We start from the raw sequence: 15,738 nt of genomic DNA on the forward strand, positions 1-15,738 counted from the left end.
TTTGACATGGGACTCGAAGAAAAACTGCCGAGCGGCTTCCTGCTGACCACCGTCGAGCAGGCCGCGGGCTGGGTGCGCAAGTCGTCCGTCTTCCCTGCCACGTTCGGCCTCGCCTGCTGTGCCATCGAGATGATGACCACCGGCGCCGGCCGCTACGACCTGGCGCGCTTCGGCATGGAGGTCTTCCGCGGCTCGCCGCGGCAGGCGGACCTGATGATCGTCGCGGGCCGGGTCAGCCAGAAGATGGCGCCGGTGCTGCGGCAGGTCTACGACCAGATGCCGAACCCGAAATGGGTGATCTCCATGGGGGTCTGCGCCTCCTCGGGCGGCATGTTCAACAACTACGCCATCGTCCAGGGCGTCGACCACATCGTCCCGGTCGACATCTATCTCCCCGGCTGCCCGCCGCGGCCGGAGATGCTGATGGACGCCATCCTCAAGCTCCACCAGAAGATCCAGAGCTCCAAGCTCGGGGTGAACGCGGAGGAAGCGGCCCGCGAGGCGGAGGAAGCGGCGCTCAAGGCCCTGCCCACGATCGAGATGAAGGGGCTGCTGCGGTGAGCGACGCCAACAACACCCCGGGTGACGCGAACGGGGTGAACCCCGAGAAGGACCTCTCCGCGGAGAACCTGCCGGGCCAGCGCGGCCAGGGCGGCGAGGAGATCCGCGTCCAGCGCGGCATGTTCGGCGCCAACAACGGCGGCGACACCTCCGGCTACGGCGGCCTGGTCCGCTCCGTCCGCCTCCCCGGCCCGGCGAGCAGGCCCTACGGCGGCTGGTTCGACGAGGTCGCCGACGAGCTGGAGGGGGCGCTGGAGGAGCAGGGACTGCTCCCCGGCAACGCCATCGAGAAGACGGTCGTCGACCGCGACGAGCTGACCTTCCACATCGAGCGCGAGCACCTGGTCCGCGTCGCCCGCACCCTGCGCGACGACCCGGCCCTGCGCTTCGAGCTGTGCACCGGCGTCAGCGGCGTGCACTACCTGCACGACAAGGGCCGCGAGCTGCACGCCGTCTACCACCTGCGCTCGATCACCCACAACCGGCTGATCCGCCTCGAAGTCAGCGCCCCCGACGCGGACCCGCACATTCCGTCGCTGGTCGCCGTCTATCCGACGAACGACTGGCACGAGCGGGAGACCTACGACTTCTTCGGCATCGTCTTCGACGATCACCCGGCCCTGACGCGGATCATGATGCCGGACGACTGGCAGGGCTTTCCGCAGCGCAAGGACTATCCCCTCGGCGGCATCCCCGTCGAGTACAAGGGCGCCCAGATCCCGGCTCCGGACCAGCGGAGGTCGTACTCGTGAGCACTTCACACGCCTCCCCCAGGGAGACCACCGAGGGCACCGTCTACACGGTCACCGGCGGTGACTGGGACGAAGTCGTCCAGTCCGCCGCCCGCGCCGACGACGAGCGCATCGTCGTCAACATGGGCCCGCAGCACCCGTCCACGCACGGCGTGCTCCGCCTGATCCTGGAGATCGACGGCGAGACGGTCAGCGAGGCCCGCTGCGGCATCGGCTACCTGCACACCGGCATCGAGAAGAACCTCGAGTACCGGACCTGGACGCAGGGCACCACCTTCGTGACGCGCATGGACTACCTGACGCCGTTCTTCAACGAGACGGCGTACTGCCTGGGCGTCGAGAAGCTCCTCGGCGTCGAGGACCAGATCCCGGACCGGGCCACGATCATCCGCGTCCTGCTGATGGAGCTGAACCGGCTCTCCTCGCACCTGGTGTGCATCGCCACCGGCGGCATGGAGCTGGGCGCCACCACGATCATGATCTACGGCTTCCGCGATCGTGAACTGATTCTCGACGTCTTCGAGCTGATCACCGGCCTCCGGATGAACCACGCGTACATCCGCCCCGGCGGGCTCGCCCAGGACCTGCCGCCCGGCGCGGTGGACCAGATGCGCGAGCTCGTGAAGAAGATGAAGAAGAACCTCCCGGAGTACGACAAGCTCGCCACCGGGAACCCCATCTTCAAGGGCCGCATGCAGGACGTCGGCTACCTCGACCTGTCCGGCTGCATGGCCCTCGGCGCCACCGGCCCGGTGCTCAGGTCCACCGGCCTGCCGCACGACCTGCGCAAGAGCCAGCCCTACTGCGGCTACGAGACGTACGACTTCGACGTCCCGACCGCCGACACCTGCGACTCCTACGGCCGCTTCCTGATCCGGCTGGAGGAGATGCGCCAGTCGCTCAGGATCGTCGAGCAGTGCCTGGACCGGCTGGAGCCCGGCCCGGTCATGGTCGCCGACAAGAAGATCGCCTGGCCCGCCCAGCTCGCCCTGGGACCGGACGGACTCGGCAACTCCCTCGACCACATCAAGAAGATCATGGGCACTTCCATGGAGGCCCTGATCCACCACTTCAAGCTGGTCACCGAGGGCTTCCGGGTGCCGCCGGGACAGGCGTACGCGGCCGTCGAGTCGCCCAAGGGCGAGCTGGGGGTGCACGTCGTCTCCGACGGCGGCACCCGCCCCTTCCGGGTCCACTTCCGCGACCCGTCCTTCACCAACCTTCAGGCCATGGCGGCGATGTGCGAGGGCGGCCAGGTCGCCGACGTCATCGTCGCGGTGGCCTCCATCGACCCCGTGATGGGAGGCGTCGACCGGTGACCACCTCTTCTTCGGAGCGGGGCGTCAGCCTGGGCATGCCGGAGCTGCCCGCGCCCGCCTACCCGGACGACGTCCGGGCCCGGCTGGAGACCGACGCGCGCGAGATCGTCGCGCGCTACCCGGACTCCCGGTCCGCCCTCCTGCCGCTGCTGCACCTCGTGCAGGCGGAGGAGGGGTACGTCACGCGCACCGGCATGCGGTTCTGCGCGGACATGCTGGGCCTCACCACCGCCGAGGTCACCGCGGTCGCCACCTTCTACTCCATGTACCGGCGCCGGCCGAGCGGCGACTACCAGGTCGGCGTCTGCACCAACACGCTGTGCGCGGTCATGGGCGGCGACGCCATCTTCGAGTCCCTCCAGGAGCACCTGGGCGTCGGCAACGGCGAGACCACCGAGGACGGCAAGGTCACCCTGGAGCACATCGAGTGCAACGCGGCCTGCGACTTCGCGCCGGTCGTGATGGTCAACTGGGAGTTCTTCGACGACCAGACCCCGGCGAGCGCCCGTGCCCTCGTCGACGACCTGCGCGCGGGACGGCAGGTGACGCCCACGCGCGGCGCGCCGCTGTGCACCTTCAAGGAGACCGCCCGGATCCTGGCGGGCTTCCCCGACGAGCGGGACGGCGCCGTCGCGGCCGGCGGCAGCGCGGGCCCCGCCTCCCTGGCCGGCCTGAAGCTGGCCAAGGGCGAGACGGCCGCCGCGCGCGTGGTGCACCCGCGGGACGGCGGACCGCACGACGCCGCGCCGGACCGGGACGTGCACGAGCCGTCACCGACGGAACACCTCAGCTCGCACGACGCGCCGCAGGACACGTCGGCGTCCGACCCGGCCAACCCGGCAGGGCCTACCGCCGAGGAGGGGGAGTGATGACCGTGGCAGCCGAGATCAAGGGCAGCAGCCCGGAGAAGCTGCTCGCACCCGTGCTGTCGGCCTTCTGGGACGAGGACGAGTCCTGGACTCTGGACGTCTACCGGAGGCACGAAGGGTACGAGGGGCTCCGCAAGGCGCTGGCGATGGCGCCGGACGACCTGATCGCGTACGTCAAGGAGTCCGGTCTGCGTGGACGCGGCGGCGCCGGCTTCCCGACGGGCATGAAGTGGCAGTTCATTCCCCAGGGTGACGGCAAGCCTCACTATCTTGTTGTCAACGCCGACGAATCGGAGCCGGGGACCTGCAAGGACATCCCGCTCCTCTTCGCGAACCCGCACAGCCTCATCGAGGGCATGATCATCGCGTGCTACGCCATCAGGTCGTCGCACGCCTTCATCTACCTGCGTGGTGAAGTCGTACCGGTACTGCGGCGGTTGCACGAGGCCGTGCGCGAGGCCTACGCGGCCGGCTTCCTCGGCGAGAACATCCTGGGCAGCGGACTCGACCTCGACATCACCGTGCACGCGGGCGCGGGCGCGTACATCTGCGGTGAGGAGACCGCACTGCTCGACTCGCTCGAAGGCCGCCGGGGTCAACCGCGGCTCCGTCCCCCCTTCCCTGCCGTCGCGGGCCTCTACGCGTGCCCGACTGTGGTGAATAACGTCGAGTCGATCGCTTCCGTTCCCGCGATCCTCAACAAGGGCAAGGAGTGGTTCAGGTCGATGGGCAGCGAGAAGTCCCCGGGCTTCACGCTGTACTCGCTCAGCGGCCACGTGGCGGGTCCCGGCCAGTACGAGGCCCCGCTCGGCATCACGCTGCGCCAGCTCCTCGACATGAGCGGCGGCATGCGGCCCGGCCACCGGCTGAAGTTCTGGACACCGGGCGGCTCCTCGACGCCGATGTTCACCGACGAGCACCTCGACGTCCCCCTCGACTACGAGGGAGTGGGCGCCGCGGGTTCCATGCTCGGCACCAAGGCGCTCCAGTGCTTCGACGAGACGACCTGCGTCGTGCGCGCCGTCACCCGCTGGACCGAGTTCTACGCCCACGAGTCCTGCGGCAAGTGCACCCCCTGCCGTGAGGGCACGTACTGGCTCGTGCAGTTGCTGCGCGACATCGAGGCCGGCAAGGGCGTGATGTCCGACCTCGACAAGCTGAACGACATCGCCGACAACATCAACGGCAAGTCGTTCTGCGCCCTCGGCGACGGCGCCGCCTCGCCGATCTTCTCCTCGCTCAAGTACTTCCGCGAGGAGTACGAGCAGCACATCACGGGCCGCGGCTGCCCCTTCGACCCGGCCAAGTCGACGGCCTGGGCCGACCACCGTACGGAGGTGAACGCATGACTGTGACCACCAGCGCTCCCTCCGGCGGAGGAGAGGCTGCGGTCCCGCCCGAGGACCTCGTGTCGCTCACGATCGACGGCGCCGAGATCAGCGTGCCCAAGGGCACCCTGGTCATCCGGGCCGCCGAACAGCTCGGCATCGAGATCCCGCGCTTCTGCGACCACCCTCTCCTCGACCCGGCCGGCGCCTGCCGGCAGTGCATCGTCGAGGTCGAGGGCCAGCGCAAGCCGATGGCGTCCTGCACCATCACCTGCACCGACGGCATGGTGGTCAAGACCCAGCTCACCTCGCCCGTCGCCGAGAAGGCCCAGTACGGGGTGATGGAGCTGCTGCTCATCAACCACCCGCTGGACTGCCCGGTCTGCGACAAGGGCGGCGAGTGCCCGCTGCAGAACCAGGCGATGTCGCACGGCCAGTCCGAGTCCCGCTTCGAGGGCAAGAAGCGGACGTACGAGAAGCCCGTGCCCATCTCCACGCAGGTGCTGCTCGACCGGGAGCGCTGCGTGCTCTGCGCCCGCTGCACCCGGTTCTCCAACCAGATCGCGGGCGACCCGATGATCGAGCTGATCGAGCGGGGCGCGCTCCAGCAGGTCGGCACCGGCGAGGGCGACCCCTTCGAGTCGTACTTCTCCGGCAACACCATCCAGATCTGCCCGGTCGGCGCGCTCACCTCGGCGGCGTACCGGTTCCGCTCCCGCCCCTTCGACCTGATCTCCTCGCCGTCGGTCTGCGAGCACTGCTCCGGCGGTTGCGCGACCCGCACCGACCACCGGCGCGGCAAGGTCATGCGGCGCCTCGCGGCCAACGAGCCCGAGGTCAACGAGGAGTGGATCTGCGACAAGGGGCGCTTCGGGTTCCGGTACGCGCAGCAGCGGGACCGGCTGACCACGCCCCTGGTGCGCAACGCGGAGGGCGACCTGGAGCCGGCCTCGTGGCCGGAGGCCCTGCAGATCGCCGCGCAGGGGCTGCTTGCCTCCAGGGGCCGCACCGGCGTGCTGACCGGCGGCCGGCTCACCGTCGAGGACGCGTACACCTACAGCAAGTTCGCGCGCGTGGCGCTCGACACCAACGACATCGACTTCCGCGCGCGCGTGCACAGCGCCGAGGAGGCCGACTTCCTGGCCGCCCGGATCGCCGGACGCGGCCGCGACCTGGACGGTACGGGCGTCACCTACACCGCGCTGGAGAAGGCGCCCGCCGTCCTGCTGGTCGGGTTCGAGGCCGAGGAGGAGGCGCCCGGCGTCTTCCTGCGGCTGCGGAAGGCCTGGCGGGGGCACGGGCAGAAGGTCTTCTCGCTGGCCACGCACGCCACCCGGGGCCTGGAGAAGGCCGGCGGCACGCTGCTTCCCGCCGCTCCCGGCACCGAGACCGAGTGGCTGGACGCCCTCGCGAGCGGCGTCGGACTGGAGGACGGCGGCGGCCAGGCGGCCGAGGCGCTGCGCGCCGAGGGTGCCGTGATCGTCGTCGGTGAGCGGCTGGCCTCCGTGGCCGGGGGTCTGACCTCCGCCGTACGGACGGCCGCCGCGACCGGCGCCCGGCTGGTGTGGATCCCGCGCCGGGCCGGGGAGCGCGGCGCGATCGAGGCGGGTGCGCTGCCGTCGCTGCTGCCCGGTGGCCGCCCGGCGACCGACCCGCGCGCGCGTGAGGAGGTCGCCGCGGTCTGGGGCCTGGCCGACCTCCCGCACCGCTACGGCCGGGACACCGGCGAGATCGTCGAGGCCGCGGCCCGGGGCGAACTCCAGGCGCTGCTGGTGGCGGGCGTGGAGGTCGCCGACCTGCCCGACCCGGCACGCGCGCGTGCGGCGCTCGACGAGGCCGGTTTCGTGGTGTCGCTGGAGCTGCGGCCCAGCGAGGTCACCGAACGCGCCGACGTGGTCCTGCCCGTCGCCGCGGTCGCCGAGAAGCCGGGCACCTTCCTCAACTGGGAGGGCCGGGCGCGCTTCTTCGCGGCCGCGCTCAAGCCCGACCAGATGACCCGCCGCCTCGCGCCCACCGACGGCCGCGTCCTGCAGATGCTGGCCGACGCCATGGACGTACACCTCGGCCTGCCGGATCTGCGCACCACGCGCGCGGAGATCGACCGGCTCGCTGCATGGGGCGGGGCGCGGGCCGGCGAGCCGCTGCAGACCGCGAGCGCGCTGCCGCGCCCGGCCGCCGGTGAGGCCGTACTGGCCGGGCACCGGCTGCTGCTCGACCAGGGCCTGCTCCAGGTGGGCGACGAGGCGCTGGCCGGCACCAGGCACGCCGCGCACGCGCGCGTGTCGGCCGCCACGGCCGCGGAGGCCGGCGTCAAGGACGGCGACCTGCTGGCCGTGACCGGCCCCGCCGGGGCCGTCGCCCTCCCGCTCCAGGTCACCGAGATGCCCGACCGGGTGGTCTGGCTCCCGCTGAACTCGGCCGGCACGGGCGTCGCCTCCGACGCCGGGGTGCTGCCCGGGTCCCTCGTCCGCATCGGTCCGGCGGCGCCCGCCGGCGAGGCCCCCAAGGAGGTGGAGGCATGAGCCCGTACCTCGCCGCTGAAGACCTCTCGATGTTCGGCACCGACCCCTGGTGGCTGGTCGTCATCAAGGCGGTGTTCTGCTTCGCCTTCCTGATGGTGACCGTGCTGTTCTCCATCGTGTGGGAGCGCAAGGTCGTCGCCTGGATGCAGCTGCGCATCGGCCCGAACCGGCACGGCCCCTGGGGCATGCTCCAGTCGCTCGCCGACGGCATCAAGCTGATGCTCAAGGAAGACCTGATCGTCAAGCGCGCCGACAAGGCGGTGTACGTCCTCGCGCCGATCGTCGCGGCCATCCCGGCCTTCATGGCGATCGCCGTGATCCCCTTCGGCCCGGCCGGCAACGAGGTCTCGATCTTCGGCCACCGCACCGCGATGCAGCTCACCGACCTGCCGATCGCCATGCTGTTCATCCTGGCGGTCGCCTCGGTCGGCATCTACGGCATCGTGCTGGCGGGCTGGAGCTCCGGATCGACGTACCCGCTCCTAGGCGGGCTGCGGTCCTGCGCGCAGATGATCTCCTACGAGATCGCGATGGGCGCCGCGTTCGCCTCGGTCTTCCTCTACTCCGGGTCGATGTCCACGTCGGAGATCGTCGCGCAGCAGGACGACCGCTGGTACATCGTGCTGCTGCCGGTCTCCTTCATCCTCTACGTCGTCACGATGATCGGCGAGACCAACCGCGCCCCCTTCGACATGCCGGAGTCCGAGGGCGACCTGGTGGGCGGCTTCAACACCGAGTACTCGTCGATCAAGTTCGCGATGTTCATGCTCGCCGAGTACGTGAACATGGTGACCGTCTCGGCGGTCGCCACCACGCTGTTCCTGGGCGGCTGGCGGGCCCCGTGGCCGGTCAGCACCTTCTGGGAGGGCGCCAACCACGGCTGGTGGCCGCTGCTCTGGTTCACGGTCAAGGTCCAGTTGCTGCTGTTCTTCTTCATCTGGCTGCGCGGCACGCTCCCGCGCGTGCGCTACGACCAGTTGATGAAGCTCGGCTGGAAGGTCCTCATCCCGGTCTCCCTGGTCTGGCTGATGCTGGTCGCGACCGTGCGGGCGCTCCGGAACGAGAACTACGACTTCGCCGACATCGCCCTCTACATCGGCGGCGGCGTCCTGGCCCTGCTGCTGTTGTCCTTCGTCGTGGACATCTTCCGCGAGAAGGGCAAGCGGGCCGAGGAGCCCGTCGAGGAGCCCGCCGCCTTCGACCCGATGGCCGGCGGATTCCCCGTACCGCCGATGCCCGGACAGGAGTTGCCGCCGGTGCCACGACGCCGCCCGCGCCGGGAGCGGGAGCTGATTGTCAGTGGTGGGCCCGATACTCAGAGTGACGGGCCTGCGGGCGGATCTACGGATGGAAAGGAGGCGTCCGATGGCTGAGGAACCCAAGGAGACCAACCCCGGTTTCCAGAACCCCGTGGCCGGCTTCGGCGTGACCTTCAAGGCCATGTTCAAGAAGCGGCTGACCGAGCAGTACCCGGAGCAGCAGAAGACCACCGCTCCGCGCTTCCACGGACGGCACCAGCTCAACCGCCATCCGGACGGCCTGGAGAAGTGCGTCGGGTGCGAACTGTGCGCCTGGGCCTGCCCCGCGGACGCCATCTACGTGGAGGGCGCGGACAACACCGACGAGGAGCGCTACTCGCCGGGCGAGCGGTACGGCCGCGTCTACCAGATCAACTACGCCCGCTGCATCCTGTGCGGCCTGTGCATCGAGGCGTGCCCCACGCGCGCGCTGACGATGACCAACGAGTTCGAACTGGCCGACTCCAGCCGCGCCAACCTCATCTTCACCAAGGACCAGCTGCTGGCCGGCCTGGAGGAGGGCATGGTCGACTCGCCCCACGCCATCTACCCGGGCACGGACGAGCAGGACTACTACCGGGGCCTGGTGACCGAGGCGGCCCCCGGCACCGAGCAGCAGGTCGCGCACTCCGAGGGCGAGGTCGTCCAGGAGGGCGACTCGACCTTCGGCGGGACCGAACCGGCGTCGGAGAAGGTGATCCGCCGATGAGCGCGCAGCTCGCCGCCGCGGTGACTCTCTCCGCCGGCACCTCCACCGGAGAGGCCGTCCAGTTCTGGATCCTCGGCACGGTCGCGGTGATCGGCGCCCTGTGCACCGTCTTCATGCGGAAGGCCGTGCACAGCGCGCTCTGCCTCGCCGGGACCATGATCGTCCTGGCGGTGTTCTACCTCGCCAACGGCGCCTACTTCCTCGGCATCGTGCAGATCGTCGTCTACACCGGCGCGGTCATGATGCTGTTCCTGTTCGTGGTGATGCTCGTCGGCGTCACCGCGGCGGACTCCCTGAAGGAGACCATCAAGGGCCAGCGCTGGCTGGCCCTGGTGTCCGGGCTCGGCTTCGGCATCCTGCTGGTCGCCGGCATCGGCAACGCCTCCGTCTCGGAGTCCACCGGCCTCGCCCGGGCGAACGCGAACGGGAACGTGGAGGGCATCGCCTCCCTCATCTTCACCAAGTACGTCTTCGCCTTCGAGATCACCGGCGCGCTGCTCATCACCGCCGCCGTCGGCGCCATGGTGCTCACCCACCGCGAGCGCACCGAACGCGCGGCGACCCAGCGCGAACTGGCCGAGCGCCGCGTCCGCGAGGGCAAGCACCTGCCACCGCTCCCGGCGCCCGGCGTGTACGCCCGGCACAACGCGGTCGACATCGCGGGCCTGCTGCCCGACGGCACCCCGTCCGAGCTGACCGTCAGCAAGACGCTGCGCGAGCGGGGCCAGATCCGCGACGTGTCGACCCAGGCGCTGGGCGACCTGAAGGCCCTGGAACGACGGGCCGGGGAGCGCCTGGAGCGCGGCGCGGCCGGGCCGGACAACTCCGAGCGGTCCGAGGAGACGTCGAAGTGAACCCCGTCAACTACCTGTACCTCGCGGCCCTGTTGTTCACGATCGGCGCCACCGGCGTACTGATCCGGCGCAACGCGATCGTGGTCTTCATGTGCATCGAGCTGATGCTCAACGCCTGCAACCTCGCGTTCGTCGCCTTCTCCCGCATGCACGGCAACCTCGACGGCCAGATCATCGCCTTCTTCACGATGGTCGTCGCCGCCGCGGAGGTCGTGGTCGGGCTCGCGATCATCGTGTCCCTGTTCCGTTCCCGCCACTCGGCCTCGGTCGACGACGCCAGCCTGATGAAGCTGTGAGGGGTCGCTGAATCGTGGAGAATCTGATTGCGCTGCTGGTCGCGGCGCCCTTGCTCGGAGCTGCGGTTCTGCTGTGCGGCGGACGCCGGCTCGACGCCGTCGGCCACTGGATCGGCACGCTGCTGGCGGCCGCGTCCTTCGTGATCGGCGTCGTCCTCTTCGCCGACATGCTCGGCAGCGGCGCCGAGGACCGCACCCTGACGCAGCACCTGTTCAGCTGGATCCCCGTGGAGGGATTCCAGGCCGACGTCGCCTTCCGGCTCGACCAGCTGTCGATGACGTTCGTCCTGCTGATCACCGGCGTCGGCTCGCTGATCCACCTGTACTCGGTCGCGTACATGGAGCACGACGAGCGCCGCCGCCGCTTCTTCGGCTATCTGAACCTGTTCCTCGCGGCGATGCTGCTGCTCGTCCTCGCCGACAACTACCTGCTGCTGTACGTCGGCTGGGAGGGCGTCGGACTCGCCTCCTACCTGCTGATCGGCTTCTGGCAGCACAAGCCCAGCGCCGCCACCGCCGCGAAGAAGGCCTTCCTGGTCAACCGCGTCGGCGACATGGGCCTGTCCATCGCGATCATGCTGATGTTCCTGTGGTTCGGCACCTTCGCCTTCGGGCCGGTGCTCGGCGGCGAGGGCGAGGCCGGGCTCGCGGGCTCGGCCGACGAGGGCAAGCTCACCGCGATCGCCCTGATGCTGCTGCTCGCCGCGTGCGGCAAGTCCGCCCAGGTACCGCTCCAGTCCTGGCTCGGGGACGCGATGGAGGGCCCGACCCCGGTCTCGGCCCTCATCCACGCCGCGACCATGGTGACCGCGGGCGTCTACCTGATCGTCCGCTCCGGCGCGATCTTCAACGGCGCGCCCGACGCCCAGCTGGTGGTCGCCATCGTGGGCGCGGTCACGCTGCTCTTCGGTGCGATCGTCGGTTGTGCCAAGGACGACATCAAGAAGGCGCTGGCCGGTTCGACCATGTCGCAGATCGGCTACATGGTGCTGGCCGCCGGACTCGGCCCCATCGGCTACGTCTTCGCGATCATGCACCTGGTGACGCACGGCTTCTTCAAGGCCGGGCTGTTCCTCGGCGCGGGTTCCGTCATGCACGGCATGAACGACGAGGTCGACATGCGCCGCTACGGCGGACTGCGCAAGTACATGCCGGTCACCTTCGTCACCTTCGGCCTCGGCTACCTCGCCATCATCGGCTTCCCGGGACTGTCCGGCTTCTTCTCCAAGGACAAGATCATCGAGTCCGCCTTCGCCAAGGGCGGCACCGAGGGCTGGATCCTCGGCGGCGTCGCCCTGCTGGGCGCGGCCATCACGGCGTACTACATGACGCGCGTGATGCTGATGACGTTCTTCGGCGAGGAGCGCTGGCGCAAGGCCCCGACGCCGTCGCCCGCGTCGCCCGACGTGGAGCCCGCGGCGGAAACCCGCGGCGCGTACACGCCGCCCCACCCGCACGAGTCGCCGAAGATCATGACGATCCCGATGATCGTGCTGGCCGTCGGCTCGGTGTTCGGCGGCGCGTTCTTCAGCATCGGCGACCGGTTCGTGCACTGGCTGGAGCCCATCACCGGGCACGACCACGGACACGCGCCGATCAGCGCCCTGACGGTCACCTTCTCCACGGTGGCCGTGATGGTGATCGGTGTCGCGGTCGCCTGGGCGCAGTACGGGCGCCGTCCGGTCCCGGCCGTCGCCCCGCGCGGGTCGCTGCTCACCCGGGCCGCCCGGCGCGACCTGCTCCAGGACGACTTCAACCACGTCGTCCTGGTCCGCGGCGGCGAGCACCTCACGCGCTCCCTGGTCTACGTCGACCACACCCTGGTCGACGGGGTCGTCAACGGCACGGCGGCCTCGGTCGGCGGCCTGTCCGGGCGGATGCGCAAGCTGCAGAACGGGTTCGCGCGCAGTTACGCGGTCTCGATGTTCGGCGGTGCGGCGGTCCTCGTCGCCGCGACCCTGCTGATGAGGGCGGTCTGATACCGATGTCCTTTCCCCTGCTGACAGTCACGGCGGCCCTCCCGGCCGTCGGGGCGATCGCCACGGCCGCCGTGCCGGCCGCGAAACGCACGGTGGCCAAGTGGCTGGCGCTGCTAGTCTCGCTGGCCACGCTCGCGCTGGCGATCGCGGTCCTGGTCCGCTTCGACCCCGGCGGCGAGCGTTACCAGCTCACCGAGTCGCACTCCTGGATCGCGGACTTCGGCGTCCGGTACGAACTGGGCGTGGACGGCATCGCGGTGGCGCTGATCGCGCTGACCGCGCTGCTGATCCCGTTCATCATCCTCGCGGGCTGGCACGACGCCGACCCGCTGGAGACCGGCAGCAGCCGGTGGCGGCCGACGCAGGGCTTCTTCGCCCTGATCCTGGCCGTCGAGGCGATGGTGATCATCTCGTTCGAGGCCACTGACGTCTTCCTCTTCTACATCTTCTTCGAAGCCATGCTCATCCCGATGTACTTCCTCATCGGCGGCTTCGGGGACCGGGCCCACGAGCACGGCGAGAAGACGGCGGCGACGCAGCGGTCGTACGCCGCGGTGAAGTTCCTCCTCTACAACCTGGCCGGCGGTCTGATCATGCTGGCCGCGGTGATCGGGCTGTACGTGGTCGCCGGGAACTTCTCGCTGACGGAGATCGCGGCGGCCCGCGCGAGCGGCGAACTCGACATGGCGACCAGCACCGAGCGGTGGCTGTTCCTCGGCTTCTTCTTCGCCTTCGCGGTGAAGGCGCCGCTGTGGCCGCTGCACACCTGGCTGCCCAACGCCATGCAGGAGTCGACCGCCCCGGTCGCCGTGCTCATCACGGCGGTCGTCGACAAGGTCGGCACCTTCGCGATGCTCCGCTTCTGCCTCCAGCTCTTCCCGGAGGCGAGCAAGTGGGCGACGCCGGTCATCCTGGTCCTGGCGGTCGTCAGCATCATCTACGGCGCGCTGCTCGCGGTCGGCCAGCGCGACATCAAGCGGCTGATCGCGTACGCGTCGATCTCGCACTTCGGCTTCATCATCATGGGCATCTTCGCGATGACGAGCCAGGGCCAGTCGGGCGCGACGCTGTACATGGTCAACCACGGCATCTCGACCGCGGTGCTGATGCTGATCGCCGGCTTCCTGATCTCGCGGCGCGGCTCGCGGCTCATCGCCGACTACGGCGGAGTGCAGAAGGTGGCGCCGGTGCTCGCCGGCACCTTCCTGATCGGCGGCCTCGCGACCCTCTCCCTGCCGGGCCTCGCGCCCTTCATCAGTGAGTTCCTGGTCCTGGTCGGCACGTTCACGCGCTACCCCGTGATCGGCATCATCGCCACCTTCGGCATCGTGCTCGCCGCGCTCTACACCCTCGTCCTCTACCAGCGGACGATGACGGGCCCGGTGAAGCCGGAGGTCTCCGCGATGCCCGACCTGCGGGTGCGTGAGCTGGTCGTGGTGGCGCCGCTGGTGGCGCTGCTGATCTTCCTGGGCGTCTTCCCGAAGCCCCTCACGGACATCGTCAACCCCGCGGTGGAGCAGACCATGTCCGACGTACACAAGAAGGACCCCCAGCCTGAGGTGGAGGCGGCCAAGTGAGCGCAACAGCCGTCCACAGCCTGTGGACAACGGCGGCGGCCGACCCGATCGCCAAGATCGACGCGCCGAAGATCGAGTACGGGCAGCTCGCGCCCACCCTCATCATCGTCGGCGCGGCGATCATCGGAATCCTGATCGAGGCCTTCGTGCCGCGCAGGGCCCGCTACTACGTGCAGATGTTCGTGTCGGTCGTCGCGCTGGTCGCCGCCTTCGCCGCGGTCGTCGCGCTCGCGGCGGGCGGCTACGGCACGACCAAGGCGGGCATCGCGGCGATGGGTGCCATCGCCGTCGACGGACCGGCCCTCTTCCTGCAGGGCACGATCCTGCTGGTGGCGCTGGTCGGCCTGTTCACCTTCGCCGAGCGGCGGCTCGACCCGGAGGCGCACGGCAACCGCGTCGACTCCTTCGCCGCGCAGGCCGCCGCCGTACCGGGCAGCGAGAGCGAGCAGAAGGCGGTCAAGGCCGGCTTCACCACCACGGAGGTGTTCCCGCTCCTGCTCTTCGCGGTCGCCGGCATGCTGGTCTTCCCGGCCGCCAACGACCTGCTGACGCTCTTCGTGGCCCTGGAGGTCTTCTCCCTCCCGCTGTACCTGCTCTGCGCGCTGGCCCGCCGCAAGCGGCTCATGTCGCAGGAGGCGGCGGTCAAGTACTTCCTGCTCGGCGCCTTCGCCTCCGCGTTCACCCTGTTCGGCATCGCCCTGCTCTACGGCTACGCGGGTTCCATGTCGTACGGCACGATCGCCCAGGTCGTCGACGGCACCGTGCAGAACGTCACCCCGGCGCTCGCCGACACCATGGGCAACGACGCGCTGCTGCTGGTGGGCTCCGCGCTGATCGTCATGGGCCTGCTGTTCAAGGTGGGCGCGGTGCCGTTCCACATGTGGACGCCGGACGTGTACCAGGGCGCGCCGACGCCGGTGACCGGCTTCATGGCGGCGGCGACCAAGGTGGCCGCCTTCGGCGCGCTGCTGCGCATCCTCTACGTCGTCCTGCCCGGCCTGCGCTGGGACTGGCGGCCGGTGATGTGGGCCGTGGCGATCGTCACCATGCTGGGCGGCGCGATCGTCGCGATCACGCAGACCGACATCAAGCGGCTGCTGGCGTACTCGTCGATCGCGCACGCGGGCTTCATCCTCGCCGGTGTCATCGCGACCACGCCGGAAGGCATCTCGTCCGTCCTCTTCTACCTGGCCGCGTACTCCTTCGTCACGATCGGCGCCTTCGCCGTGGTGACGCTGGTGCGCGACGCGGGCGGCGAGGCGACGCACCTGTCCAAGTGGGCCGGGCTCGGCCGCAGGTCACCGCTGGTGGCGGCGGTGTTCGCGATCTTCCTGCTGGCCTTCGCGGGCATCCCGCTGACCTCCGGGTTCTCCGGCAAGTTCGCCGTGTTCAAGGCGGCGGCGGAGGGCGGCGCGGCCCCGCTGGTCGTGATCGGCGTGATCTCCTCGGCGATCGCGGCATTCTTCTACATCCGCGTGATCGTCCTGATGTTCTTCAGCGAGCCACGGCCGGAGGGCCCGACGGTGGCGGTCCCCTCCCCCCTGACGATGACGGCGATCGGCGTCGGAGTCGCGGTCACGGTGGTACTCGGCGTGGCGCCGCAGTACTTCCTGGACCTTGCCGGTCAGGCGGGGGTGTTCGTGCGCTGACGCGGCGCTCGCTGTTCTTGAGGCG

General features: G+C 69.9%; 13 protein-coding genes. All 13 read left to right on the top strand.

Translation table 11 applies throughout. The features are described 5' to 3' along the window. The first annotated feature begins 6 nt into the window (after positions 1-6). From ACFC1X_RS08920 to nuoN, 13 genes are read left to right on the top strand one after another with little or no spacing between them, the layout of a single operon-like run. Positions 7-561 (top strand): NADH-quinone oxidoreductase subunit B family protein, encoded by a 555-nt coding sequence (locus ACFC1X_RS08920; protein WP_018528252.1) that lies wholly within the window; start codon positions 7-9, stop codon positions 559-561. Beyond that, entirely contained in the window at positions 558-1,313 is a 756-nt protein-coding gene (locus tag ACFC1X_RS08925) for an NADH-quinone oxidoreductase subunit C (protein WP_376350167.1), read from the top strand. The genes ACFC1X_RS08920 and ACFC1X_RS08925 overlap by 4 nt, the downstream gene beginning before the upstream one ends. Continuing rightward, the gene (locus tag ACFC1X_RS08930) at positions 1,310-2,632 is read left to right on the top strand and encodes an NADH-quinone oxidoreductase subunit D (protein ID WP_376350170.1); all 1,323 of its coding nucleotides are present in this window, start codon (positions 1,310-1,312) and stop codon (positions 2,630-2,632) included. The genes ACFC1X_RS08925 and ACFC1X_RS08930 overlap by 4 nt, the downstream gene beginning before the upstream one ends. Then, positions 2,629-3,501, top strand: a complete 873-nt coding sequence (gene nuoE, locus ACFC1X_RS08935; RefSeq protein WP_376350173.1) for an NADH-quinone oxidoreductase subunit NuoE — start codon at positions 2,629-2,631, stop codon at positions 3,499-3,501. Before ACFC1X_RS08930 ends, nuoE begins: the two co-directional genes overlap by 4 nt. Continuing rightward, a complete protein-coding gene (nuoF, locus tag ACFC1X_RS08940; protein ID WP_206328600.1) occupies positions 3,498-4,850 on the top strand; it encodes an NADH-quinone oxidoreductase subunit NuoF in 1,353 nt (450 codons plus the stop codon). Before nuoE ends, nuoF begins: the two co-directional genes overlap by 4 nt. Then, positions 4,847-7,351 (top strand): NADH-quinone oxidoreductase subunit G, encoded by a 2,505-nt coding sequence (locus tag ACFC1X_RS08945; protein WP_376350176.1) that lies wholly within the window; start codon positions 4,847-4,849, stop codon positions 7,349-7,351. The genes nuoF and ACFC1X_RS08945 overlap by 4 nt, the downstream gene beginning before the upstream one ends. Next, positions 7,348-8,724 (top strand): NADH-quinone oxidoreductase subunit NuoH, encoded by a 1,377-nt coding sequence (gene nuoH / locus ACFC1X_RS08950; protein ID WP_376350179.1) that lies wholly within the window; start codon positions 7,348-7,350, stop codon positions 8,722-8,724. Before ACFC1X_RS08945 ends, nuoH begins: the two co-directional genes overlap by 4 nt. Then, on the top strand, positions 8,717-9,358 hold the full coding sequence (gene nuoI, locus ACFC1X_RS08955; protein ID WP_307014451.1) for an NADH-quinone oxidoreductase subunit NuoI: 642 nt from the start codon (positions 8,717-8,719) through the stop codon (positions 9,356-9,358). Before nuoH ends, nuoI begins: the two co-directional genes overlap by 8 nt. Next, complete coding sequence (locus tag ACFC1X_RS08960) at positions 9,355-10,212, top strand: NADH-quinone oxidoreductase subunit J (RefSeq protein ID WP_376350182.1); 858 nt, start codon at positions 9,355-9,357, stop codon at positions 10,210-10,212. The genes nuoI and ACFC1X_RS08960 overlap by 4 nt, the downstream gene beginning before the upstream one ends. Further along, positions 10,209-10,508 (top strand): NADH-quinone oxidoreductase subunit NuoK, encoded by a 300-nt coding sequence (gene nuoK / locus ACFC1X_RS08965; RefSeq protein ID WP_003974374.1) that lies wholly within the window; start codon positions 10,209-10,211, stop codon positions 10,506-10,508. The genes ACFC1X_RS08960 and nuoK overlap by 4 nt, the downstream gene beginning before the upstream one ends. 14 nt (positions 10,509-10,522) lie before the next feature. Continuing rightward, entirely contained in the window at positions 10,523-12,487 is a 1,965-nt protein-coding gene (nuoL, locus tag ACFC1X_RS08970) for an NADH-quinone oxidoreductase subunit L (protein ID WP_376350187.1), read from the top strand. Between the two features lie 5 nt (positions 12,488-12,492). Continuing rightward, entirely contained in the window at positions 12,493-14,064 is a 1,572-nt protein-coding gene (locus ACFC1X_RS08975) for an NADH-quinone oxidoreductase subunit M (protein ID WP_376350190.1), read from the top strand. Continuing rightward, positions 14,061-15,713 (top strand): NADH-quinone oxidoreductase subunit NuoN, encoded by a 1,653-nt coding sequence (gene nuoN / locus ACFC1X_RS08980; RefSeq protein ID WP_376350193.1) that lies wholly within the window; start codon positions 14,061-14,063, stop codon positions 15,711-15,713. Before ACFC1X_RS08975 ends, nuoN begins: the two co-directional genes overlap by 4 nt. Positions 15,714-15,738 lie beyond the last annotated feature (25 nt).

Source organism: Streptomyces sp. NPDC056128, assembly GCF_042263835.1.
Taxonomy (GTDB): Bacteria; Actinomycetota; Actinomycetes; order Streptomycetales; family Streptomycetaceae; genus Streptomyces.